Source organism: Pseudomonas sp. 1912-s (assembly GCF_029269205.1).
GTDB lineage: Bacteria > Pseudomonadota > Gammaproteobacteria > Pseudomonadales > Pseudomonadaceae > Aquipseudomonas.
Genome location: NZ_JARIXR010000033.1, coordinates 32,184 through 55,986, shown reverse-complemented (window position 1 = coordinate 55,986; position 23,803 = coordinate 32,184). Strand labels below are relative to the sequence as shown.

Here is a 23,803-nt window from a genome sequence, read left to right as displayed (position 1 = left end):
CCGCTTATGGTTTCGCTCTTACAGCGACTCACTTTGGAAAAGCCCCAAAGTAAGCAAAGGGCTCTGCCCCGCCTGTCGGCACCTCGCCTAGGCTCGGTGTTCCCTCACTCCGGCATTGCTCCGCGGGCCGCCGCGACGGGGCGTCCCTGCCCCGTCGCGGCTAAACCGGCGTCCTGCCGGTTTACCCGCTCCTCAATCCCTGCGTTCGGCCTCGGGCTTATTGGGGCAGTCAGAGCCAGATCAAAATCAAAAGCAAAAGCACAGCGGCCTACAGGCCGGCTTGAGTGGTAGAAGCCACAGCAAAAGCCAAAGCGAAAACAGAGCTGCTTTTCTGTAGGAGCCGGCTTGCCGGCGAAAAACCTGAGGTCGCCGCGTTCATTCAGGACGCCAACGTCATCGTTAACGACCATCGCCGGCAAGCCAGCTCCTACAGGGGATCGTGCTCGCTTTGGATTTTGATTTTGCCTTTGCTTCACACCACTCAAGCCGGCCGGTAGGCCGCTGTGTTCTTGATCTGCTTTTGATCTTGATCTTAGGCGCCCCGTTAAACCACGCTGGCCGAACGCAGGTAGTACGGAGCGGGTAAACCGGCAGGACGCCGGTTTAGCCGCGACGGGGCAGGGACGCCCCGTCGCGGCGGCCCGCGGAGTAATGCCGGAGAGAGGGCACACCGAGCCCAAGCGAGGTGCCGAGTGGTGGGGCAAGAGCGTTTTGCTTACTTTTGCGCTTTTCAAAAGTGAGCCGCTGTAAGAGCGGAACCCATATCAGCCATCACCCAAATAACGGATATGTACTCAACCCTCAGACACCCAAAGTCAACCCCAGAATTGACCACCCTAGGTACGCCGCAACATCAACGCCGCCACAGAGCACGCCGCCAACGCCACACACGCCAGAAAGAACGCATCACTGTAGGCCATCAAAAACGCCTGATGGCGAACACCCTGGTCCAGCACAGTCAGCACCACCTGGTGATCCGGCAACTGCTCCTGCAGCACCCCGCCATCGGGCAAACGCGCTTGCAGGGCCGGGTCAAACAGCGTCACCGACTCGCCAATACGCGCCGAATGCACCCGCTCGCGCACCACCACCAATTGCGCCAGCAGTGCCGTACCGACCGCACCGCCAAGGTTGCGCAACATCGAGAACACCGCCGACGCCGACCCGGCCTGCGCCTTGGCCAGCCCATGGACCGCCAGCACCGACAACGCCACCATGATCAGCGGCTGCCCCATGCCACGCACCACGATCGAAGGCACGATCACATTGCTGGCGCTGTCTGCCGACAGGTGCGCGCCCATCCAGCAGCCCAACGCCATGATCGCAAACCCCGAGGCCACCAGCATCTTGGCACTGACCCACTTCATCAGGCGCGGCAGAAACGGCGCCATGATCAGTTGCACCAGGCCATAGGCGATCAGGCTCACGCCGATTTCACTCGCGTTGTAGTGCTGCAACTGCGACAGGTAATTGGGCACCAGAAACACCAGGCCGTAGGTGCTGGCACCGAAGATAAACATCGCCACGCTGGCCACGCCAAAGTTGTAGTGCCCCAACAGCCGCAGGTTGATAAAGCCGTGGGCGCCCCACAATTGGCGCGCCACAAAACCGATCAAGCCAACCACCGCCAGCAGCGTCATCCACACGATAAAGGTCGAGCCGAACCAGTCCTTGCGCCCGCCCTCCTCCAGTACGATCTGCAACGCACCCAGGCCCAGCACCATGCAGCCGATACCCAGCCAGTCACCCTGGCGAAGCAGGCCCAGTTGCATCGGCTGGCGGTCGATGGACCAGGCCACCGCCGCCAGCAACGCGATCCCCGGGAACAGTTGCAGGTAGAAGATCCAGCGCCAGGAATACGCGTCGGTCAGCCAACCGCCAATCGACGGCCCCGCCGCCTGGGCGACGCTGTTGGCGAGGCTGAACAAGGCCATGCCCAGTGGGATCTTGCTGGCCGGCAGCTCCGTGATGATCAGCTGGAACGACAAGGGAATCAGCACCGCCCCGGCCGCGCCCTGCACCACCCGAATGAAGATCATCACTTGCAGGTTCGGCGACAGCGAACACGCCACCGAAGCCACCAGGAATATCCCCGAGCCCCACAGCATCACGCGGCGCAGGGAAAACACCTGCACCAGCCACGCCGTGAGGGGAATCATGATGATTTCAGCCACCAGGTAAGCGGTGGAAATCCACGAGCCTTCCTCAAAGGTCGCGCCCAGTGCGCCTTCGATTTCCGGCAGCGCGGCGCTGGTCACGTGCACGTTCATCCCGGCCATGAAGCAGCCGAACAACCCGCCGATCACCGCGACCCAGGCGCGAAACGGCACACGCCCTTCAACCTCCATGGACAGGCTCCTGGCGGGCGGCCGGGCGGGTGTCGACCGTGGCGATCACCGACATGCCCGGCAGAATCCGTGACTCGCCGGGCTCCAGGCGGATCTTCACCGGGAACCGCTGGACGATCTTGGTGAAGTTGCCGGTGGCGTTGTCCGGCGGCAACAGCGCGAACACCGCACCGGAGCCGGGGGCGATGCTCTCCACTTGGCCGTGCCAGTGCGCGCCGGAAAAACTGTCCACCGAGATGTCCACCGATTGCCCGGGCGCCATGTGCTGCAACTGGGTTTCCTTGTAGTTGGCGATCACATACGCCTGCTCCACCGGCACCACCGCCAGCAGCGGCAGACCGGGCATCACGTATTGCTGGCGACGGACCTTGCGCTGGCCCACCACCCCGTCGAAGGGCGCGCGGATCTCGGTGTCCTTCAGCGCATTGCGGGCCAGGGCCAGGTTGGCCTGGGCCTCGCCGATGCGCGCCTGATGCTCGACGATTTGCGCCTGCGCCTGCTGCCGACGCGCCTGCAAAACCTGCAACTGCGCTTGCTGCCGCACGACCTGGGCGTTCGCTTGCACCAGCGCTGCCTGGGCCTTGGCCTGGCTGGCGCTGACGGTTTCCAGGTGCTGGGCGCTGGCAACCTGCTGCGCGACCAATTCGCGGTAACGCTGATAATCGAGCCGCGCGCGCCGGGCTTCGGCCTCGCCACTGCTCAGCTCCGCCCGGGCCTGGGCGATGCGTTGCTGTTGCTCGCTCATTTGCGCGTCGAGGGTTTGCACCCTGGCCTGTTGCGCGGTGGCGGCGGCCTGCGCCTGTTGCAGTTGTGCCTGGGCGCTGTTGAGGCGCTCGGTGAAGTCCCGGTCGTCGATACGCACCAATACATCCCCGGCCTTGACCGGCTGGTTGTCCTCCACCAGCACCTGGGCGACATACCCGGCGATGCGCGGGCTGATGGCGACCCAATCGGCGCGCACATAGGCGTCGTCGGTTTCCTCAAGAAAGCGCCCCCACTGCCACCAATAGCCGGCAAAGGCGGCGAGCCCCACCAGCGTAGCCAGAGAAGCAGTGGTCACCAGGGCACGACGATGACGTTGCATTACAGACAGGCGAATGGGTTCAACAGCCTGGTTCATGGTGTGGCTCCATTGACTACAGCGACAGATAAGGGGGCGGTTTGATCGTCACGCTGCCAGCCGCCACCGAGGGCCTGGAACAGGTCGATCTGGCGATTGATCAAGCGCAGGTCGGACTCGGCCACGCGGGCTTCAAGGCCTACCAGGCTGCGTTCGCTGTCCAGCAGTTGCAGAGCATCCAGTGCACCGGCGTGGTAGCCGCGGGAGGCGAGGTCGAAGGCGCGGCGGTTGTTGTCCAGGGCTGCGGTCAACGCCTGGCGACGCTGCTGCTCGCCTTGATACAAGGCCATGGCTTGCTCGACCTGCTTCAAAGCGTTGAGCACGGTGCCGTCAAACCTCGCCAGGGCCTGGCGGGCTTCGGCCTGGCTCTGTTTGACCCGCGCCTGGGCGATCTGGCGGTTGGGAAAACGCCAGGACACCAGCGGGCCGACGGAATACACCGTCGCGTAGCGGTCTCCCAGCTTGCCCAGGCTGCTGGCGGACGAACCGAGCATCGCGCCGAAGGTAATGCGCGGATAAAGCTCGGCCCGGGACAGGCCCACTGTCGAGGTGGCAGCGCGCAGTTGCCCTTCGGCGCGGCGGATATCCGGCCGGCGTTGCACCAGCGCCCAGCCCTCGCCCACCGGCAACGGCGCTTGCAACTGCGGGCCTTGGGCACAACGGTGTGGCGTCACTTGTTCCGGCGGTAAACCGCTGAGCACCGCCAACTCATATAAGGCGCTGCTGCGCCGGGCCGTGAACATCGGCAAGGGCGCGCGGGTTTCTTCCAGCAGGCCTTGCAGACGCGTCAGGTCCAGGTCCGTCGCCGCGCCGGCCTTTTGCAGCTTTTGCGTGACCGCGACGCTTTGCTCCAGCACCTGCACCGAGTGCGCCTGCACCTGCGCTTGCAACCCATAGACACACGCCTGGGCATAGGCACGGGCGGTCTGCGCGGCCACCGTCACCCGCAACTCGTCCTCCAGCGCCCGGGCCACCTGGGCATCCGCCCGTGCTGCGGCGATGCGGTAGCGCACCTCGCCCCACAGGTCGAGGGTGTAGCTCAGGGAAAACTCAGGGGTGTGGCTCCATTCGGCACCGGCATGGCCGTGGGTGGCCTGGGCCAGGGTCTGGTCATCCCGGCTGCGACCGTAGGCCAGGCCATAGTCCAGGGAAGTGGACGGCAGGCGCTCGCCCTCTGCCTGTTCCAGCCGCGCCAGCAAGGCGTCGACGTGGGCCGCAGCGGCCTCAAGGTCTTTGTTCTGGTGCAGGGCCCGTGCTACCAGGGCGTCCAGCTGCGGGTCGCGGTACAGCTGCCACCAACGGGCGGGCAACGGCTCGGCCGACTCGACCGAGAGCCGCGGCGGCACCTGCGCCGTGACGGTCGTCGGCTTGCCGGCCACGCCACTGCACCCGGCCAATACGCTCAACAGGGCGAAGGGTATCCAGGGATGAAAAGAAGGGCTGTGCATCACAAGGCTCGCTCAAGAAGGAGCCTTGCAGGTTAGGCAGGTGGCCTGTCCGATTCGCCCGCGTCAGGGCCATGTATCGTCGCTAAACGGACAACAACGTTACATGACGCAACACTACGCCCCCGGCCGGAAATGACTCGGCGGATAACCCAGCGACCGACGAAACATCGCACTGAACGCACTCGGGCTCTGATACCCATGCTCCAGCGCCACCTCCAGAATCGACACGCCCTGGGCCAGCAACTTCAAACTCAAGGCCAGCCGGGCACGCTTGCGCCACTCGCCGAAGCTCATGCCCAACTCCCGCTGGAACACCCGGCTCAGGGTACGGGCGCTCATGTTCAGGCTGTCGGCCCAGGATTCCAGGCTGCTGTCGTCAGAGGGGTTGCGGATGAAATGCGTGCACAGCCGGGCCAGCCGCGCCTCACCGGGTACCGGAACGTGCATCGCCACCACCGGTGCGGCCAGCAATTCCATGCGGATCAACTCGACCATGGCTTGCAACCGCGGGCTGTTATGCCCGGCGATCAGGGTGGCGGCGACGATCAGTTCCCGCAGCAACGCCGACACCTCGATCACCTGGCAGGTACGCCCCAGCCCCGGCTCGGCCTCGGGCATCAGGAACAGCGTGCGCATGTGCACCTCGCCGGCCATACGGATTTCGTGCGGGGTGCCGGCAGGCACCCACAGCGCATGCCCGGACGGCACCAGCCAACTGCCCTGGGCGGTGCTGACCACCATCACCCCGGACACCCCATGGATCAGTTGCGCCTGGGCGTGGCAATGGGGATGCACCACGTCGTCGTTGCGGTAGTTGTCGGCATAGGCTTCAAGCCAGGGCCTGGGCGGGTGGGTCATGGGGAAACATCTCATCTCGATCAGGCTTTGATTCTAGCGAAAAGTGTGTTGGCGAAAACGATAGATATAGACAGCCATCGTCGCATTCCAGACAGCCGGTGAACTTGTGAGCCGCCCCGTCAGTCAGCTAATGGGGCACTCTGAAAAAGGTTGGGTGGGCGATGCGTATTTCGTTGGAGCAACAAGTGGCGCTGGTGACGGGCGCCAGTTCCGGGATCGGCGCGGGGGCTGCCAAGGCCCTGGCGGAGGCCGGTGCCGCCGTGGTGCTGAACTACAACGCCCAGGCCGCGCCGGCTGAAGCCTTGGCGGCGCAGATCAATGCCAACGGCGGCCGGGCGATTGCGATTGGCGCCGATGTGTCGAAAGAAGCCGATGTGGAGCGGCTGTTTGCGCAAACCCTTGAGGCGTTCGGGCACCTGGACATTCTGGTAGCCAACTCGGGCATGCAAAAAGATGCCGCCGCCGTCGACATGACCCTCGACGACTGGAACGCCGTGATCGGCGTCAACCTCACCGGCCAGTTCCTGTGCGCCCGTGCGGCCCTGCGAATCTTCAACCGCCAGGGCATCCGCGAAGGAGTGTCCCGGGCCGCCGGAAAAATCATCCACATGGGCTCGGTGCACCAGGTGATTCCCTGGGCCGGACACGTGAATTACGCCGCGTCCAAGGGCGGCGTTGAAATGCTGATGCGCACCCTGGCCCAGGAAGTCAGCCAGCAGCGCATCCGCATCAACGGCGTTGCACCCGGGGCGATTCGCACCGCGATCAACCGTGCCGCCACCGAAGGGGCGGCCGAGGTGGAACTGCTCAAATTGATTCCCTATGGCCGCGTGGGTGACGTCGAAGACGTGGCCAATGCGGTGGTGTGGCTGGCCAGTGACGCCTCCGACTACGTGGTGGGCAGCACCTTGTTTATTGACGGCGGCATGAGCCTTTATCCGGAGTTTCGTGGCAATGGTTGATTTGAAAAACGAACCACAAAGTGCAATCGATGCCCACGGCATCATTGGCGACATGCGCAGTGCGGCGCTGGTCAACGACAAGGGCAGCATCGACTTTTTCTGCTGGCCGGAATTCGACAGCCCCTCGATCTTTTGCTCATTGCTCGACTCCCCCGCCGCCGGGATTTTCCAGCTCACGCCGGACCTGCCCGACGCCCGCCGCGAGCAGATCTACCTGCCGGACACCAACGTGCTGCAAACCCGCTGGTTGAGCAATGACGCGGTGGTGGAAGTCACCGACTTCCTGACCATCAGCGAAGAAGCCGACGACCTGCCCATCCTGATACGTCGGGTGCGGGTAGTCAGCGGCAAGGCGACCATTCACCTGCGCTGCGCGGTTCGCCATGACTATGCCCGCGCCCCCACCCGCGCCACGCTGGATGACGCCGACGTGTGCTTTGAGGCAGCAGGCCAACCGGGCCTGCGCCTGACCGGCAGCCACGCCATGCAGCTGGAAGGCGATGCCGCTGTGGCGACCTTTGACCTGGGCCACGAAGAAGGCGCCGAATTTGTCCTCGGCGGCGTGGACGACGCCCGGGTCAAAAGCGACTGCACCGACCTGTGCCTGGAACGCACCCTGAAATTCTGGCGCGCCTGGATCGCCCAGTCCAACTACCGTGGGCGCTGGCGCGAGATGGTCAATCGCTCGGCCCTGGCCCTGAAGCTTCTGACCTCGCGCAAACACGGTGCCATCCTGGCCGCCGCCACCTTCGGCCTGCCGGAAACCCCCGGCGGCGAGCGCAATTGGGACTACCGCTACACCTGGATCCGCGACGCCTCGTTTACCGTCTACGCCTTTATGCGCCTGGGGTTTATCGAGGAAGCCAACGGCTACATGCGCTGGCTGAAAGGCCGCGTCGGTGACTGCTGTGATCAGCCGATGAAAATCAACATCCTGTATGGCATCGATGGCCGCCAGGAACTGCCGGAAACCGAGCTGAGCCACCTCAGCGGCCACGGCGGCGCGCAACCGGTGCGCATCGGCAACGAAGCCTACGACCAGGTGCAGCTGGATATCTATGGCGAGCTGATGGACGCGGTGTACCTGGTCAACAAATACGGCGAAGCCATTTCCCACGAGGGCTGGAAACACACCGTGGAAGTGGCCGATCAGGTCTGCGAAACCTGGAACCACAAAGACGTCGGTATCTGGGAAATGCGCGGCGAGCAGCATCACTTCCTGCATTCGCGGCTGATGTGCTGGGTGGCCCTGGACCGGGCGATCCGCCTGGCGTCCAAGCGTTCGCTGCCGGCGCCGTTTGCCCGCTGGGACCAGACGCGCCAGGCGATCTACGCAGACATCTGGAGCAACTTCTGGAACGAAGAGCGCGGGCATTTTGTGCAGCATATCGGCAGCACCGCGCTGGATGGCTCGATGCTGTTGATGCCACTGGTGCGCTTTGTGGCGGCGACGGACCCGCGCTGGTTGTCGACACTGAAAGCGATCGAGAAAAGCCTGGTGCGCGACGGCATGGTGTACCGCTACCGCAACGACGACAGCCAGATTGACGGCTTGCAAGGCACCGAAGGCGCATTTGCCGCATGTTCGTTCTGGTACGTGGAATGCCTGGCGCGGGCCGGGCAAGTGGAAAAGGCCCACCTGGAGTTTGAGCAACTGCTGCGCTATGCCAATCCGTTGGGGTTGTATGCCGAAGAGTTCGATAACCAGGCCCGGCATTTGGGGAATACACCCCAGGCGTTGAGCCATTTGGCGTTGATCAGCGCGGCGACATTCCTGGACCGGAAGTTGAGCGGGGTGAAGACGGTTTGGCAGCCGTGAGGCCGTACCCCCTCTGACCACAACAAAGTAACCCTGTGGGAGCTGGCTTGCCTGCGATAGCGGTGTTTCAGTTATTGATGCATGAGCTGATCCAACGCTATCGCAGGCAAGCCAGCTCCCACGAGGACCGCACCAGACTTGGAGGCCAAGTATTCCCGATGCACAATGCGTAGCCCTTCGATCCATGCCAGGACTCCAATGCGCCAGGTTCTACTGATCATCGACGTACAACCCTCCTTCGCTCCACCCGACTGGCTGGTGGACGGCATCAACGCCCTGCTGGGCCGCATGCCGTCAGTGGCCACCGTCGAGCGCCACGACGAAAGCATCACCCCGTTCGCCCGCCAACTCGGCTGGCAGCCAGCGCCCGACGACAACAGCCTGATTGCCGCCGACCATGTCTTCATCAAACACGGCTACGCCCCCACGCCTGAAACCATCAGCCACCTGAAAAGCCTCGCGCCGGAGCGGGTACTGGTGTGCGGCATCCAGACCGACACCTGCGTACTGGCGGCCGGGTTTGCGTTGTTTGATGCGGGCTTGCAGCCCACGCTGATCAGCGACTTGACCGTGGGCTCATCGCTGGATCGCTCGGGGAAACTGGGGGCGGACTTGTGGCGGCATCACTTCAAACACATCGTCACCCGCGCAGAAATTTGACCCGCCCCCCACTGTGGCGAGGGAGCTTGCTCCCGCTGGGGCGCGTAGCGGCCCCAAAAAGCTCACCGCAACCTCCCAGAAAGCACACAGTTAACAAAGCGGTCTGCTGCGCAGCCCAACGGGAGCAAGCTCCCTCGCCACAGGTATTTGGCAAAAATCACTAGATATGTGTATATCAGCTCCACTGTTTACCGCACCGCCAAATATTCAAGGAAGGAATATGACCCAGCGCATACGACAAAGCATCAACGTGCCCCCTCGGCCCATCCTGAGTTGGAGCGAGACGTGGGAAAGCAGCGACAAAGGCTTAATCCAATGCTGGGAGGTGGGGCGAGCGTTGGCGACAAAACGCCCAGACCTTTCGCAAGCATGCCTGGCTGGCGAGCTGCCTTCACTTGGGTGGAAAGGAGGCGTCAGCCGAAGCCTGAAAAAGCTGGAAAAGTTCGGCTCACTCAACTATCTGGCACAGTGGCAAGGTCTTCGTGGTGAAAGTCTTGACATCGACCCAACGGTAGAAACAGTGATGACCTGTTCACGCACCCACATGATCGTGACCTTCACGCCAGACAAGACAAAGTATTTTAATCAGGCCACTGAAACCGAAGAGTAAGGAGCAAGGACGCATGACTGATCTTCATCAGGAATTCGAACGCAGTCACTTCTTCCACAAGGCGCGAATGGATCGACGCTCTGCCGACGCATTACTTGGCGTCACCGCCGGATTGGTCGCCGACGGAAACATCAATCAGTTGGAAGCTGAGTTTCTTAAGAACTGGATAGAAACCCACCTGCTCCAACTGGAGGACCCGGTGGTAAACATTCTTTATCAGCGTCTTGCCAGCATGCTGAGTGACGGCGTTCTGGACGCGGAAGAGTCCACAGAGTTGTTAGAAATGCTGCATCAGTTTTCCGGCGTCTCGGTGGGATCACCTCAACGCCCCTCCTCTGTCACCAGCCTTCCACTGAACAATCCGGCGCCGACACTAGAGTGGCAGGACCGGACGTTTTTGTTTACCGGTGTCATGGCGTATGGGCCGCGCAAGGAATGTGAGTCGCTGGTGGTCGAGCGCGGCGGCCTTATCGGCAACTCGGTCAGCAAGAAGGTTCATTTCCTCGTGGTCGGAAGTGTTGGTAATGAACAGTGGCTGCATAGCTCATATGGCACGAAGATCAAAAAAGCCGTCGAGCTGAGAAATAGCGGCATTCCGATCGCAATCATCAGTGAAACCCATTGGCAGCAGGTACTGTTCGGTTGACTCCTATCATCTCCATCCTGATTCACGTCCCCGACTGGCACACCGCTACCGATTGGTATGCCAAGGCCTTTCCTGGAGCTATCCGAATCTACCACGCGCCCGATGACTTCGGTCATCTGGACGTAGACGGCGTGGCTATTGAAATCGTGAATGCCGACAACAAGGTCGCGAGCGGCGCGGCTGGGTCGGTGGTGTATTGGCGGGTGGCGGACCTGACTCAAGAGGTGCAGCACCTGGTTGCATTGGGCGCCACGTTGTATCGAGGGCCAATGGAAATCGAAGGCGGCGAGTGGATGTGCCAGGTGCGCGACCCATGGGGCAATTGCATCGGCTTGCGCCAAGCCGGTCTAGACAAGTAAAGCAATTGCAGCCTTTCGGATGACGTTCGGTAACTCGTTTGGTCTACAGTTCCACCACCTTCTCTCCACCCTCGGAGCCTCCATGCCCGCCCTCGCCCCATTGCTGCACGTACGCACGCCCATGCTCGATATCGCCTACGAAGCCCATGGCCCGGAAGGTGGCGAGGTGGTGATTCTGCTGCACGGTTTTCCCTACGACCCGCGCGGATATGACGAGATCGCTCCGGTGGTCGCCGAGCGTGGCTACCGGGTGCTGGTGCCGTACTTGCGCGGGTATGGCCCGACGCGTTTTATCAATGCCGGGGTGATGCGCTCCGGCCAGCAAGCGGCGCTGGCCAAAGACTTGCTGGATTTCATGGATGCCCTGTCCATCGAGACCGCCACGCTGGTGGGCTATGACTGGGGCGGACGCGCCGCGTGTATCGTCGCGGCACTTTGGCCCGAGCGGGTACGCGGCCTGGTGACGGGCGATGGCTACAACATTCAGGATATTGCCGCGTCGACCCGGCCTCGGGCGCCGGAAAAAGAGCATCGGCTGTGGTACCAGTTTTACCTTCACACCCAGCGCGGCGTCGCCGGCTTGACCGCCAACCGGCGTGAGTTCTGCCAGTTGCTGTGGGCGCTCTGGTCTCCGTCCTGGGCCGAGGGGCCGAGCCTGTACGGCAACACCGCGCCTTCGTTCGATAACCCGGATTTTGTCGAGGTGGTGGTGCACTCCTACCGTCACCGCTTCATGTACGCACCGGGTGACCCGGCGCTGGAAAGCATCGAACAGGCGCTGGTGCAGCCGCCGCCGATTTCGGTGCCGAGCATCTCGCTGTGCGGCGCCGATGACGGCGTGGGCCCGGCCCCGGCGGAAGATGAAGACCTGGGGCTGTTCAGCGGGTTTTATCGCCGCGAGGTGCTGGCCGGTGTGGGCCACAACATTCCCCAGGAGGCGCCCCGGGCGACCCTTGAGGCGATCTTCGAACTGCTGGCGCTCAGTCCCCGGCCGGGATCCTGAAGCTGAACACACTGCCCTGCCCCACCACGCTTTCAGCCCACAGGCTGCCGCCGTGGGCTTCGATAATGCCGTGGGAAATGTACAGCCCCAAGCCGCTGCCGGTGGGGTTGCCTTCGCGGGAGGTCCAGTAACGATCGAAGATATACGGCAGTTGCGCCGGGTCGATGCCCACGCCGTTGTCGCACACGCGAAATAACACCTCGTCCCCCGCCGGCTCGGCAATCACCTCGATCACCCCGCCCACCGGGGTGAACTTCAAGGCGTTACCCAGCAAGTTGGAAAACACCTGGAACAAACGCTCCGGGTCGGCCTGCACACACAACGCCGCAGCAGAACGCCACGTGAGGTCAACGCCCTTGGCGGCTCCCAGCGGCTGCCACATCGAGCAGATTTGCTCCAGGGTCGCCGCCACATCGAGCGGTTGCAGGGAAACGCTGTAGCGCCCGGCCTCGATGCGCGAGATATCGAGCAAGTCTTCCAGCAAGGTGTTCATGCGTGAAGTGGCGTTCTGCATGGTTTCAATCGCGGTGGAAAGGCGCCGGCTCGCCTTGTTGTCGTCGGCAGGCAACATGCTGCGCATCATGCCGCATTGCATCAGCAGGATGGTCAGCGGGCTGCGCAGGTCATGGGAGACCACCGCCACCAGTTCATCACGCGCCCGTACGGCTTCGTGCTCGCGCTGGACCTGCCGCGCAAGGTCGTGTTCCAGGGCATTGCGCCGCAGGTTTTCCACCGCCTGCAATTGCGAGAGTGTCCAATACAGCGCCTTGCCGTCGACCTGCTGCTTCCACAGTTCAAACGACAGGCGCGGGCTCAGGGACGTGGCGCCGGGCTCCTGATGTTTGACCGGCTGGCCGCTCCACTCCACCGTGGACTGAACCTCTGGACGAAACCACATCACCGCGTTGTCCACCGGCTTGGGCAGGCAGAACGCCAACAGGCCACTGGCATGAGCCTGATAGGCCGCCGCCGGGGGAAAGTCCACGGACAACTGATGGCTATGCACCACGCCTTTGCCCTGCTCGCGCACCCACCGGTACAACCCGTGGATTTCAGCGCGGGTGGGGCAAACACCGAACACGTGCAGGCGCCCTTCCACCAGAATTGCCAGGCCACCGGCATCGGTCAGGTTCAGCAGTGTTTGCGCACAGGGCAACAGGCTTTCCATCACGTCGCACTGGTCGGCCGTCATGGCGGCCACCAACTCTTCGACCATGGCGGCCTTGTCGAGCTGGTGGCGGCGCTCCTGCCGCTCCTGAAGCAAGGTGATCTGCATCGACAACAACTGGCCGATGCTGGTGCACGCCGTGCGCAGTTCATGGGGCACGCGCAACGGCTCGCGATGGCCACAGGTGATCAGGCCCCAGAGCTGGTCGTCCTTGAGCAGCGAAATGCTCATGGAGGACCGCACGCCCATATTCTTCAAATAGTGGCAGTGCACCGGGGACACGCTGCGCAACACGGCGAAGCTGAGGTCCAGGGGCGCGCCGGTATCGGGGCGCAGGGCCGGCAGGATCGGCACCGGTTGATATTGGGCGTCGGGAATCACCCGGACCCAGTTCAGGCGATACAACTCGCGGGCCTGGGGCGGGATGTCCGAGGCGGGAAAACACAACCCCAGGTACGGCTGCATGCCGTCGCTGAGGGCTTCGCCGATGACCTTGCCGTGACCTTCCTGCTCGAAACGGTACAAGGTGACCCGGTCGTAACCGGTCAGGGCGCGAATCTCGGTGACGCTGGTCTGGTACAACCCGTCAAGCGTCTTGGCCGACTGCAAGCGGCGCAGGGTGCGGCCGAGCTGGCCGACGGCGCTGTGCTGAACCGTCATGGCGCGCTCCAGTTCGAGCACCAGCAGGCCCTGATGACGATGCAGCAGGATGTCGTAGGCGTAGCCCTCCAGCGTCAGTTGATGCAACTCGTCTTCGTCGGCGTCCAGGTCTGCCAAGGCCTGAATGACCTTTGCCGCCGCCTTGCTGCCCAGCACACTGGCCAAGGCCTGGCCCGACACGCGCTCTGCGTCCAGGCCCAAGGCGACGCTCAGGTTGCTACTGGCCTGCAGCACCTCTAACGCCGGCTCGCTCAACGTCAACAGCAGCCCGTGGGGCTGGATCGAGCCGGGAATGTGGATGGGTTCACTGGCGCAATCGTCCAGCGGCGTATCGACCGTAGTCATCGCAGCACCCCGCAGCGTTCCAGCCACTGCTCGAAACACACAAAGGTCGACTCGGCGACGTTCACCGCCGCCAGGCGTTTGGCCGCAGCCTGCAGTGGGGAAAGGCACACAAGGAAGCGTTGCCACAGCGCACTGGTCTCAGCACCGTACACATTCATGAACGCGCCGCCGTTGACGGAGCCGACACCAATTTTGATCTCGATCAGGTTGCGCAACACCTGGCCACCGAGGGTGGCGCCTTCCAGCACATACAGGGCGCCGAGGGCCTGGGCCACGTTCGTGATGGCCGGCAACTCGGAGCAAAGAGGCAAGGCGTCGATTTGCGGGTCACTCAGGCCCAGCGCCAGCAAATCTGCCTGCAAATACGGGGTTTTGCTGCGCCGTCCCCATTCCAGCTCGGGAATGATTTCGCCCCAGGGTGCCAGCGCTCGCTCCAGCGGTTGGTAGAAGCCGTAGTAGGCGCTCATCAGCTCGCGGTAGAGCGCCAGGTCCATGCGGGAAAAAGGCAGCCGGGTATCGAGGCGTCGATGCAGGGCAGCGGTCGCCGCGCGCAATTCAACAAGGACAGGAGGTGGTGAATTCATAAGCAGTGCGTACGCCGGAAGGGTCGAAACCGCGACGTAGAGGCCTGGGATCAAGTCACTGCGCAATGGACTGTGGGTAACATAGCACCTTGATACAAAAACATTCCTATTCGTTCATTTTCGATCAGTTCTAACAAGGCGAGGAAAAGCGCTCGCGGTAGGCCTGGGGCGTGATCGACACCGCCCGCAGGAAGCTGCGGCGCATGGTTTCTTCGCAACCAAAACCACAGTGCACGGCAATGCGCTTGATCGACGCGCTGCTGTCCGCCAGTTGCCGGCGGGCGGTTTCCACGCGTATCAGCTCGACGGCCCGCGCAGGCGTCTGGCCGGTTTCGGCGCGGTAGTGGCGCACAAAACTGCGCTCGCTCATGCCCGCCTGGGCAGCCAGCGTGGCGATGTTCAAGTCCAGGGTCAGGTGTTCGGCGATCCAGGCGTGCAGCTCAGCAAAACGGCTACCGCCCTTTTGCAGGGACAACGTCACGCTGAATTGCGATTGCCCGCCGGGCCGCTTGAGAAACACCACCAGGTGCCGCGCCACTTCCAGGGCCACCGCGCGGCCCAGGTCCTCTTCCACCAGCGCCAGGCACAGGTCGATGCCGGCAGTCACACCAGCGGAGGTCCACAGGTTGCCCTGCTGGATGAAAATCGGATTGGCCTCCACCGTCAGGTGCGGGTATTTGCGCGCCAGTTCTTCGCAACGGGTCCAGTGGGTCACCACGCGGCAGCCGTCCAGCAGACCGCTGGCCGCCAGCAGAAACGCGCCGGTGCACACCGAGGTCATGCGCCGCGACTGTGCGGCTTTTTGCCGAACCCAGTCCACCAGGGCCGGGTCTTCGGCGGCACCGTACACGCCCCAACCGCCGGCGATCACCAGCGTGTCGCAGGGCGCGTCGGCGGCCGGCAACGGCTCGGCCACCAGCGCCAGGCCCGCCGAGGTCATCACCGGCTCCGATTGCGCGGCGATCACGCTCACCGCATAGGGCACCGGCAATCCCCGCTGGCGCGCCAGGTCATTGGCCGAGGCAAACACCTGCAAGGGCCCGGTGACGTCGAGCACTTGAACATTGGGAAACGCGAGCACGTTGATGATTCTGGGCATGATTGGCGTAATTCGTGGGTTCAATGGCGTATTCGCCAAAGTCTAGGTGACTAGAGTGAAGCCGTCCATCCCTTTATCAGGCGTATTCCCCATGACTCTACAGATCGGCTTTTTGTTGTTCCCCGGCATCCAGCAACTGGACCTCACCGGGCCCTACGACGTATTGGGATCGCTGCCGGATGTGAAGCTGCATCTGGTCTGGAAGGACCTGGCGCCAGTCACCTCCAGCACCGGCCTGGTGTTCAGCCCGAGCACCACCTTTGAGCAATGCCCAACGCTGGATGTGATCTGCGTACCCGGCGGCTCGGGTGTCGGCGCGTTGATGGAAGATGAGCAAACCCTGGCGTTTCTCAAGGCCCAATCGCACACCGCGCGTTACGTGACGTCGGTGTGCACCGGCTCCCTGGTGCTGGGTGCGGCGGGCTTGCTGCGTGGGCGGCGGGCGACCACCCACTGGGCCTACCACGACCTGCTCGCCCCGCTCGGCGCGATCCCGGTACAGGAGCGCGTGGTGCGTGACGGCAACCTGTTGACCGGTGGCGGGATCACCGCCGGGATCGACTTTGCCCTGACCCTGGCGGCCGAGTTGTACAGCGAGGCGGCGGCGCAACTGGTGCAGTTGCAGATTGAATACGCCCCGGCCCCGCCGTTCAATGCAGGCCGGCCGGAAAGCGCCCCGCCCCACGTGCTGGAAGAAGCCCGCAAACGCACCGCCGAGTCGCGCAAGACCCGGGGTGAAATCGTGGCACGGGCGGCGGCGCGGTTGGGTTAAGCGCTCGCGTGCCCGTGGCGGTCGGCGGGCACCAGATGCCCGATCGTGCCGTCGCCATACGCCCGTTCCACCTTGGAAATCACCACGTGATAACCGCCGTACCAGCGGCGGTACAGGCGCTTGGCTTCCAGGTGGGTCGGGTGGCTGGCAAAGGCGCGGATTGACGCTTCATCGCGCCAGTAATAACTGGCGTTGATCAACCGGCCATCCGCCGAGCGCCACGACTCGGCCCCCACATATCCCGGCAGCCTTGCCGCCAGTGCGTCGATCAAATCCGTGAGGCGCTGGAACTCATCATCCCGTTCACCGGGCTTGTAGATAAAAGCTGCGATGTACATGCGTAACGTCCTTTTATGAGTGGTGTTTCACGTCGGGCGAGCCATCAGCGCCAACCGCACGGCCAGTACCATCAGCACAGTCGCCAGGCCCCATTTCTGTATGCCTGAGCTACCCGATTTGCCGGCAAAAAACCGGCTCACCGCCCCGCCAAAAATCCCCAGCACGGCATGAAATACACCACTGATCAGCGTCAGGATTATCCCCAGCACTACCAATTGCAGCGCGATGGGCCCGGCTTCAGTGCTGACGAACTGCGGCAGGAACACCATGAAAAACAGCAACGCCTTGGGGTTGAGCAGACTGTTGAGCATCGCCCGTACAAACACCCGGCCCAGGGGTATGCGGGTGACGTGGGCGGTGTCCAGGTCCGGTGTTTTTTGCAGGGTCTTGAACACCAGCCACAGCAGGTACACCACCCCGGCGTAGCGAATCAGGTCGAAGGCTGGCGGCCAACTGGCGACCAGTGCTGTCACCCCGGTTGCAGTGAGTGCCGTGAGCAGCAGGTCCGCCACGCTGATGCCCAACCCCGAGGCCACCCCGCCACGCCAGCCATAGCTCACGCCGTGGCTAATGACGAAGGCCATGTTGGGGCCCGGGGATAACAACAGCAGTAGAACTGCGCCAGAGAAAACAGCCAGGGTTGCGAGGTCGATCATGCTCAAGCCATCCGCCGGGAAAGCCTGTAGATTAATCAGCTCACCTGATACAAACAAAAAATTGATCTAGATACGCTTTGCACGGGAACACGCCATGGCTCAGGTCCGCTACAAACTGATCGTTGATGAACTGGCTACGCGGATTCGCGCCGGAAAATTGCCGCCGGGCACTCAGTTACCCACCGTTCGCAACCTGATGAATAGCCATCGCATCGCCCTGGCCACGGCGTTACGTGTGTACAGCGAACTGGAGGCCTGCGGCCTGGTGGTGGGTGAACCGGGCCGCGGCACTTTTGTGCGCGACACCACGTTGCTGCGGGGCATGGGCCTGGTGCAGCAACCGCTGCAACCGGGCACCGTGGACCTGAGCCTCAACTACCCCTCACTGCCCGGTCAGGCCGAGATGCTGCGCGACGGTTTGCGCGCCATTGCCGCCTCGGGAGACCTTGATGCCCTGCTGCATTCTGCTCCGCAAGGTGGCCGCGCCCATGAACGGCAGGCAGCGGCGCGGCACCTGCGCAATCGGCAGATTCGAGTGGGTGGCGAGCAGGTGCTGATCGTCAATGGTGCGCAACAAGGCCTCGCCGTCAGCCTGATGGCGCTGCTGCTACCGGGGGATGTGCTGGCGGTGGACGCGCTGACCTATCCCGGCCTGAAAACCCTGGCCCAGTCCCAGCGCATAGACCTGGAGCCGCTGCCGCAACCGGCTGGCCATACGGATCTGGATGCGCTGGAGGCCCTGTGCAAACGGCGCCCGGTGCGGGCGTTTTATTGCATGCCCACGTTGCACAATCCGCTGGGCACGGTGATGGGTGAAGCTGACCGCGAACGCCTTGCAGCGTTGGCTGAACGCTACGATATTCTACTGATCGAAGACGGCGCCTACGCCTTTCTGGCCGAACCCGCGCCCAAGCCGTTGTTCACCTATGCGCCGTTGCGAACGGTGTATGTGTCCGGCCTTTCGAAGAGCGTGGCGTCGGGGTTGCGGGTGGGGTTTATCGTGGCACCCAACGCGTTGGTGCCGGCGTTGGAGCAAGCCATTCGCGTCTCGACCTGGAGCACGCCGACGCTCACGGTCAACCTGGCGTGCCGCTGGATAGAATCCGGCGCAGTGGATGTGCTGGAAGAACAAAAGCGCAAGGATGCGCGCCAACGTCAGGCGCTGGCCCGGGAGGTCTTGCAGGGTTGCGAGATGATTGCGCATCCGGCGTCGTATTACCTGTGGCTGGTATTGCCCGAAGGCCTGCGGGCAGATGCGGTGGTGGCTGCGCTTGAGGGCCAGGGTGTGCGTGTCACCAGTGCCGAGCCGTTTGCCTGTACGGCGCATGTGCCGCATGCGTTGCGGGTGGCACTGGGGTCGATTGATTTGGCGACATTGCGGGTGGCCTTGGGGAAAATTCGCGAGGCAATTCGGATATGAATAAAGGGCCAGCAGGGTAAATCCCTTTAATTTGCGGGACGTTTCCGAGACAATCTTTCGGCCTTGTGCCTGCCGGAACCGGTGGCTAGTCTTCGCCGCTTCACTGCTCATCAGTGAACGGGTTTAGTCGCCCGGTTCTGAAAAGGCGCATGGTTTCATCATGAGGTTTTATGGTGGCTGTGCGCAGGGCACCTTCGGGTGCGCCGGGTTTTCCTTTTCAGCCGGTCGACTAACCTGCGTACAGCCGCCACCCTACGTTTAGTCGCGAAGGGCGCCGGCTCCTTACCCGAAAAGGAGTTACACCATGAATAAACCCGTCCCCGATCCACCCCTCGACCAGCTTAAAAACCGCGCCGCCTTCAATCGCGCACTTGAACACTACCTGCCGTCCCAGGGTTTCCACACCGTGAACGAAGACCTGAGCTTCGAAGACTCCCTGCTCTACACCGCCAGCCTGCTCAGCAGCGCCTCCGCCACCGCGCTCGACTGCGGCGAACTGCTGCAAAGCCCCGAGCGGGCGAGGTTGTTGGCGGTATGGCATTTGCTGGAAATTGCCAAGACCACCGTCGACCGGTCGATTGAGTGTTTGCACGTGCGCAGGCCGTAAAAACACGCAACGTGACGGTCAGTTTCAAAGGCAACTCCCAAGCCTAGTAGCGCCCCGAGGTGGTGAAGGACCCGCGCCCTCACCACTCGTCGGTTGTCCCCCAAAACCCCCGCATCCTGCCCCCGTCAAAAAAAGGTTTTCCTCAGCCGCAGGAAAATTCTCAATTTTGTTCCTACACTCCAAAACGCCAGCATTTTGTTCTCGATAAACCCGAGAACCCGACCAGGAAAGTCAACAATTTGTCACGGACAATAATACCTGGAGCGTCTAGCACAGCACTCTTATAAAAAAGTCAAAACCTTGACGAATCGAAGAAAGGGAACCATCATTTAGCCATTACCCCGCAAATTCCCTGCAAATAGATAGGTAATTGCGTTTTACCCAGCGAAGCAGCTGTTCGTCTGGCGCCACTTATAAAGCAAGCCCTGCCTTTATGGATGAGCAGCCGAACAAGGAAGCCCTGGTGTGCAATGAGGGATGTTTTTATGCGCGAGAAGTCGTCAGTCGACAGCCTGTTTTTGACCCGGGCCGGTTTCATTGAGTTTTTTGTTGTTTTCGTAAAGTTGATGCACGGCCTCACCGCCGTTTTACCAGCACTGATCCTGCTGTTTTATCCAGACCCGATGGCCACCGAGCTGCGCGCCCACTTTCTAGGCTTGCTGCTGTTTTTCGCGATCCTGACGATTATTCTGTTCCAGGCCATGGGGGTGTACTCCGAGGAACTGTTCAGCAACCGCCTGCGGTTTCGCACCATGCTGGTGGCCTGGTCTTCCGCGTTTTGCATCCTGCTGTTCATGTACCAGATCCTGCAGATGTTCCCGCAGTTGAGCCCACGCAACCTGGCGTTCTGGTTTGTCACCAGCCTGGGGCTGTTCGGGCTGGAGCGGATGGTGATGCTGCGCCTGTTCCGCAACCTGATGATGAACGGCAAATACCTGCAACGTACGGTGATCCTCGGCTTCACCGACACCGCCGTGCACGTCGCCGACCACTTGCAGCGCAATGGCGATATCCGCTCCGGCCTGATCGGTTTTATCGACGACCGCACCGAACGCATTCCCAAGGAACTGAGCAACCTGCCGCTGCTGGGCAATACCCGCGACCTGGAAAAACTGATCCGCTCCGAGCAGGTCAACCAGGTGATGATCACCCTGCCCTGGGCCGCCGAACAGCGGATCAACGGGCTGGTGAAGCGCCTGCGCCAGATGTCGGTCAACGTGATGCTGGTGCCCGACATGGCCGCCCTGCGCTACGGCCACAGCCGCATCACCGATGTCGGCGGCATCCTGATGTTCAACACGTCCCATGTGCCGCTGCGGGGCTGGTCGCCGTTTATCAAGCGCTGCGAAGACCTGATCCTGGCGGCCCTCGGCCTGGTGGCGTTGTCGCCGATCATGCTGATCACCGCGATTGCCATCAAGCTCGATTCCAAGGGCCCGGTGCTGTTTCGCCAGAACCGTTTTGGCTACAACGACAATGTGATCCGGGTGTTCAAGTTCCGCTCGATGTACGCCGAGATGAGTGACTTCAACGCCGACCGCCAGACCACCCGTGGCGACCCGCGCATCACCCGCGTGGGCCGCTTTATTCGCAAGACCAGCATCGATGAGTTGCCGCAGCTGTTCAACGTGCTGCTGGGCAACATGTCGATGGTCGGCCCGCGCCCCCACGCCACCGCGACCAAGGCCGCCGGGGTGCCCTACGAAGTGGCCGTCAGCGAGTACAGCTCGCGGCACCGGGTAAAACCGGGCATCACTGGCTGGGCGCAAATCAACGGCTATCGTGGTGAGACCGACACCCTGTTCAAGATTCAGAAACGCGTTGAGTACGACTTGGAGTACATCTCGAAGTGGTCGGTGTGGTTCGACTTGTACATCGTTTTCATGACGGTCCCGGCCGTCCTTTCGACCAAGGAAGTCTATTGATGAACACCCTCAACGGATTAATTCCCTGCATCATTTCCGGTGGCTCGGGCACCCGCCTGTGGCCGGTGTCGCGGCAGAACATGCCCAAGCCCTTCATGCGCATGCGTGACGACCAGAGCCTGTTGCAGAAGACCTTCCTGCGGGCCAGTCACTTGCCGGGGGTGGAAAGCGTGGTAACGGTGACCAACCGCGACTCGCTGTTCCGCACCCTCGATGACTACCGCGTGGTCAACAAAAACCACCTGGCCCTCGACCTGCTGCTGGAACCGTTCGGGCGCAACACCGCTGCTGCGATCGCGGTGGCCGCCCTGCATGTACAGGAAAACTTCGGCAGCGACGCGCAGTTGTTGATACTCCCCGCCGACCACCTGATCCTCGATGAAAGCGCCTTCGCCGACGCCGTCGCCCAAGCCCGCGAGCTGGCGGAAGCCGGCTACCTGGTGACTTTCGGCATCCAGCCCGACCACCCGGAAACCGGCTTCGGCTACATCGAGCAAGGCGACGTACTGGGCCAGGGTTTCCGGGTCAAGCGCTTCGTCGAGAAGCCTGACCTCGCCACCGCCCAGGGTTACCTGGACGGCGGCAAACACCTGTGGAATGCCGGGATGTTCTGCTTCAAGGCAAGCGTCCTGCTGGAGGAACTGGCCCTGCACGCGCCTGCCGTACTGGATGCGGCGAAAGCCGCCCTCGACCACGGCCACAGCCTGAATAACAACAGCTGCCGCCAGCGCGAGCTGAACGCTGAAGGTTTCGGCGCGGCGCCGGATATCTCGATCGACGTGGCGCTGATGGAAAAATCCGCGCAAGTGGCCGTGGTGCCCTGCGACATCGGCTGGAGCGACATCGGCTCCTGGGACGCGGTGCGCCAACTGACTCCGAGCGATGCCAACGGCAACCAGGTCAATGGCGAAGCGATCCTGCATGACGTGCACAACTGCTACATCGACTCGCCCAAACGCGTATTGGGCGCGGTGGGCGTGAGCGACCTGATCGTCGTCGACACCCCGGACGCGATCCTGATTGCCGACGCCCGGCGCAGCCAGGACGTGCGCTACATCGTCGCCGAACTCAAGCGCCTGGACCATCCGGCGTTCAGCCTGCACCGCACCGTCACCCGGCCGTGGGGCACCTACACCGTGCTGGAAGAAAGCAGCCGCTTCAAGATCAAGCGCATCGTGGTCAAGCCACAGGCCTCGCTGTCGTTGCAGATGCACCATCACCGCAGCGAGCACTGGGTAGTGGTCAGCGGCGCGGCAATGATTACCAACGGTGATCGCGAGTTCCTGATCAACGCCAACGAGTCCACCTACATTCCGGCCGGGCACAAACACCGCCTGACCAACCCCGGCATCATCGACCTGGTGATGATCGAGGTGCAGAGCGGCGAGTACCTGGGCGAAGACGACATTGTGCGGTTTGACGACATCTACGGCCGGGCTCCGGCCGAAGTGAAGAAGTGATGCGTACTGCCCTGATCATCCCGACCCGCAACGCGTCCAGCCACCTCGACCGGCTGCTGCCGGCGCTGCGCATGCAAACCCTGCAACCGGACGAAACCCTGGTGGTCGACAGTGCCTCCAGCGATGACACCGTGGCGCGTTTTCGCGAGTTCGGCGTACGGGTCGAAGTGATCGACGCCAAGGATTTCAACCACGGCGGCACGCGCCGCTGGGCCAGCGAGCAAGTCGACGGCGACGCGCTGATCGTCATGACCCAGGACGCGATTCCCGCCGAACCCGAGACCTTCGCCAACCTGGTGGGCGAGCTGGAACTGGACCCGCTCAATGGCGTTGCGTATGGCCGCCAACTGCCGCACCCGGATGCCGGCGTGCTGGGCGCCCAGTCGCGCCACTTCAACTACCCGCCGCAAAGCCGAAGCAAAAGCCTGGCGGATGCGCCGGAGCTCGGGATCAAGACCTGCTTCAGCTCGGATTCTTTTTCGGTGTACCGGCGCAGCGCCCTGCAAGCCGTCGGTGGCTTTCCCGCGGACGTGATCGGCAGCGAGGACGCCTACGTCGCCGCCCGCATGCTGCTGGAAGGCTACAAGGTGCGCTATGCCGCCACCGCCCTGGTCTATCACTCCCACGATTACCGTCTCATGGATGAGTTTCACCGCTACTTCGACATTGGCGTGTTCTACGGCCGCGAGCCGTGGATTCGCCAGGCTTTTGGCGATGCCGGCGGTGAAGGTAAACGCTATGTACTGGCCGAGCTTCGAGCATTACGCGAAGCCGGTGCATTGCACCGCGTACCCGAAGTACTGGTGCGCAGCGCGTTCAAATTGCTCGGCTACCGGCTGGGCCATCTGGAGCGCCAGCTCCCCCTCGCCCTTAAGCGGCGCATCAGCATGTTCCCCGGTTATTGGAGGTGAGCATCATGACCTACAGGAAGACCC

Annotated in this window: 22 protein-coding genes; 13 read left to right on the top strand and 9 right to left on the bottom strand. The window is 62.6% G+C overall.

Annotated elements, in window-relative coordinates; translation table 11 throughout:
• Positions 1 to 836: 836 nt before the first annotated feature.
• From P3C29_RS28190 to P3C29_RS28175, 4 genes are all read right to left on the bottom strand, one after another.
• Positions 837 to 2,348, bottom strand: a complete 1,512-nt coding sequence (locus P3C29_RS28190) for an MDR family MFS transporter (RefSeq protein WP_201124879.1) — start codon at positions 2,346 to 2,348, stop codon at positions 837 to 839.
• Positions 2,338 to 3,468: an HlyD family secretion protein gene (locus P3C29_RS28185; protein ID WP_201124880.1), complete on the bottom strand. Its 1,131-nt coding sequence runs from the start codon at positions 3,466 to 3,468 to the stop codon at positions 2,338 to 2,340. The genes P3C29_RS28190 and P3C29_RS28185 overlap by 11 nt, the downstream gene beginning before the upstream one ends.
• Entirely contained in the window at positions 3,465 to 4,916 is a 1,452-nt protein-coding gene (locus tag P3C29_RS28180; protein ID WP_201124881.1) for a TolC family protein, read from the bottom strand. Before P3C29_RS28180 ends, P3C29_RS28185 begins: the two co-directional genes overlap by 4 nt.
• A 114-nt stretch (positions 4,917 to 5,030) precedes the next feature.
• The gene (locus tag P3C29_RS28175; RefSeq protein ID WP_275965992.1) at positions 5,031 to 5,774 is read right to left on the bottom strand and encodes a helix-turn-helix transcriptional regulator; all 744 of its coding nucleotides are present in this window, start codon (positions 5,772 to 5,774) and stop codon (positions 5,031 to 5,033) included.
• Between the two features lie 161 nt (positions 5,775 to 5,935).
• Between P3C29_RS28175 and P3C29_RS28170 the strand changes: the two genes are divergently transcribed.
• The 7 genes from P3C29_RS28170 to P3C29_RS28140 all read left to right on the top strand — a co-directional run bounded on the left by P3C29_RS28170 (position 5,936) and on the right by P3C29_RS28140 (position 11,833).
• Positions 5,936 to 6,736 (top strand): SDR family oxidoreductase, encoded by an 801-nt coding sequence (locus P3C29_RS28170; RefSeq protein ID WP_275965991.1) that lies wholly within the window; start codon positions 5,936 to 5,938, stop codon positions 6,734 to 6,736.
• A complete protein-coding gene (locus P3C29_RS28165; protein ID WP_275965990.1) occupies positions 6,729 to 8,555 on the top strand; it encodes a glycoside hydrolase family 15 protein in 1,827 nt (608 codons plus the stop codon). The genes P3C29_RS28170 and P3C29_RS28165 overlap by 8 nt, the downstream gene beginning before the upstream one ends.
• Positions 8,556 to 8,753: 198 nt before the next feature.
• Positions 8,754 to 9,215, top strand: coding sequence for a cysteine hydrolase family protein (locus P3C29_RS28160; protein WP_201124883.1), 462 nt, complete (start codon positions 8,754 to 8,756; stop codon positions 9,213 to 9,215).
• Positions 9,216 to 9,435: 220 nt separating this feature from the next.
• The gene (locus P3C29_RS28155; protein WP_010166673.1) at positions 9,436 to 9,825 is read left to right on the top strand and encodes a hypothetical protein; all 390 of its coding nucleotides are present in this window, start codon (positions 9,436 to 9,438) and stop codon (positions 9,823 to 9,825) included.
• A gap of 13 nt (positions 9,826 to 9,838) precedes the next feature.
• On the top strand, positions 9,839 to 10,471 hold the full coding sequence (locus P3C29_RS28150; protein ID WP_010166671.1) for a BRCT domain-containing protein: 633 nt from the start codon (positions 9,839 to 9,841) through the stop codon (positions 10,469 to 10,471).
• Positions 10,468 to 10,830, top strand: coding sequence for a VOC family protein (locus P3C29_RS28145; protein WP_010166670.1), 363 nt, complete (start codon positions 10,468 to 10,470; stop codon positions 10,828 to 10,830). The genes P3C29_RS28150 and P3C29_RS28145 overlap by 4 nt, the downstream gene beginning before the upstream one ends.
• Before the next feature lie 82 nt (positions 10,831 to 10,912).
• Positions 10,913 to 11,833 (top strand): alpha/beta hydrolase, encoded by a 921-nt coding sequence (locus P3C29_RS28140; protein ID WP_275965989.1) that lies wholly within the window; start codon positions 10,913 to 10,915, stop codon positions 11,831 to 11,833.
• Here P3C29_RS28140 and P3C29_RS28135 read toward each other — a convergent pair.
• From P3C29_RS28135 to P3C29_RS28125, 3 genes are all read right to left on the bottom strand, one after another.
• Positions 11,811 to 14,006: an ATP-binding protein gene (locus tag P3C29_RS28135; RefSeq protein ID WP_201124886.1), complete on the bottom strand. Its 2,196-nt coding sequence runs from the start codon at positions 14,004 to 14,006 to the stop codon at positions 11,811 to 11,813. The genes P3C29_RS28140 and P3C29_RS28135 overlap by 23 nt on opposite strands.
• On the bottom strand, positions 14,003 to 14,590 hold the full coding sequence (locus tag P3C29_RS28130) for a biliverdin-producing heme oxygenase (RefSeq protein WP_201124887.1): 588 nt from the start codon (positions 14,588 to 14,590) through the stop codon (positions 14,003 to 14,005). The genes P3C29_RS28135 and P3C29_RS28130 overlap by 4 nt, the downstream gene beginning before the upstream one ends.
• A 130-nt stretch (positions 14,591 to 14,720) precedes the next feature.
• Positions 14,721 to 15,689, bottom strand: coding sequence for a GlxA family transcriptional regulator (locus P3C29_RS28125; RefSeq protein WP_201124888.1), 969 nt, complete (start codon positions 15,687 to 15,689; stop codon positions 14,721 to 14,723).
• Between the two features lie 91 nt (positions 15,690 to 15,780).
• Here P3C29_RS28125 and inhA point away from each other — a divergent pair, with 91 nt between their 5' ends.
• A complete protein-coding gene (gene inhA / locus P3C29_RS28120) occupies positions 15,781 to 16,461 on the top strand; it encodes an isonitrile hydratase (RefSeq protein ID WP_201124889.1) in 681 nt (226 codons plus the stop codon).
• On the opposite strand, the gene P3C29_RS28115 is transcribed toward inhA, so the two are convergent.
• Together P3C29_RS28115 and P3C29_RS28110 are read right to left on the bottom strand one after the other, a co-directional pair.
• Positions 16,458 to 16,799 (bottom strand): antibiotic biosynthesis monooxygenase, encoded by a 342-nt coding sequence (locus tag P3C29_RS28115; protein ID WP_201124890.1) that lies wholly within the window; start codon positions 16,797 to 16,799, stop codon positions 16,458 to 16,460. The two genes, inhA and P3C29_RS28115, sit on opposite strands and share 4 nt — an antisense overlap.
• Before the next feature lie 27 nt (positions 16,800 to 16,826).
• Positions 16,827 to 17,456: a LysE family translocator gene (locus P3C29_RS28110; protein WP_275965988.1), complete on the bottom strand. Its 630-nt coding sequence runs from the start codon at positions 17,454 to 17,456 to the stop codon at positions 16,827 to 16,829.
• Positions 17,457 to 17,550: 94 nt separating this feature from the next.
• Here P3C29_RS28110 and P3C29_RS28105 point away from each other — a divergent pair, with 94 nt between their 5' ends.
• The 5 genes from P3C29_RS28105 to P3C29_RS28085 all read left to right on the top strand — a co-directional run bounded on the left by P3C29_RS28105 (position 17,551) and on the right by P3C29_RS28085 (position 23,779).
• Complete coding sequence (locus P3C29_RS28105; RefSeq protein WP_275965987.1) at positions 17,551 to 18,876, top strand: PLP-dependent aminotransferase family protein; 1,326 nt, start codon at positions 17,551 to 17,553, stop codon at positions 18,874 to 18,876.
• A 304-nt stretch (positions 18,877 to 19,180) separates the two neighbouring features.
• A complete protein-coding gene (locus P3C29_RS28100; protein WP_010166657.1) occupies positions 19,181 to 19,483 on the top strand; it encodes a hypothetical protein in 303 nt (100 codons plus the stop codon).
• A gap of 485 nt (positions 19,484 to 19,968) precedes the next feature.
• A complete protein-coding gene (locus tag P3C29_RS28095) occupies positions 19,969 to 21,408 on the top strand; it encodes an undecaprenyl-phosphate glucose phosphotransferase (protein WP_010166655.1) in 1,440 nt (479 codons plus the stop codon).
• Positions 21,408 to 22,868, top strand: a complete 1,461-nt coding sequence (locus P3C29_RS28090; protein WP_201124893.1) for a mannose-1-phosphate guanylyltransferase/mannose-6-phosphate isomerase — start codon at positions 21,408 to 21,410, stop codon at positions 22,866 to 22,868. The genes P3C29_RS28095 and P3C29_RS28090 overlap by 1 nt, the downstream gene beginning before the upstream one ends.
• Positions 22,868 to 23,779, top strand: a complete 912-nt coding sequence (locus P3C29_RS28085) for a glycosyltransferase (RefSeq protein ID WP_003208209.1) — start codon at positions 22,868 to 22,870, stop codon at positions 23,777 to 23,779. The genes P3C29_RS28090 and P3C29_RS28085 overlap by 1 nt, the downstream gene beginning before the upstream one ends.
• Positions 23,780 to 23,803: the final 24 nt, after the last annotated feature.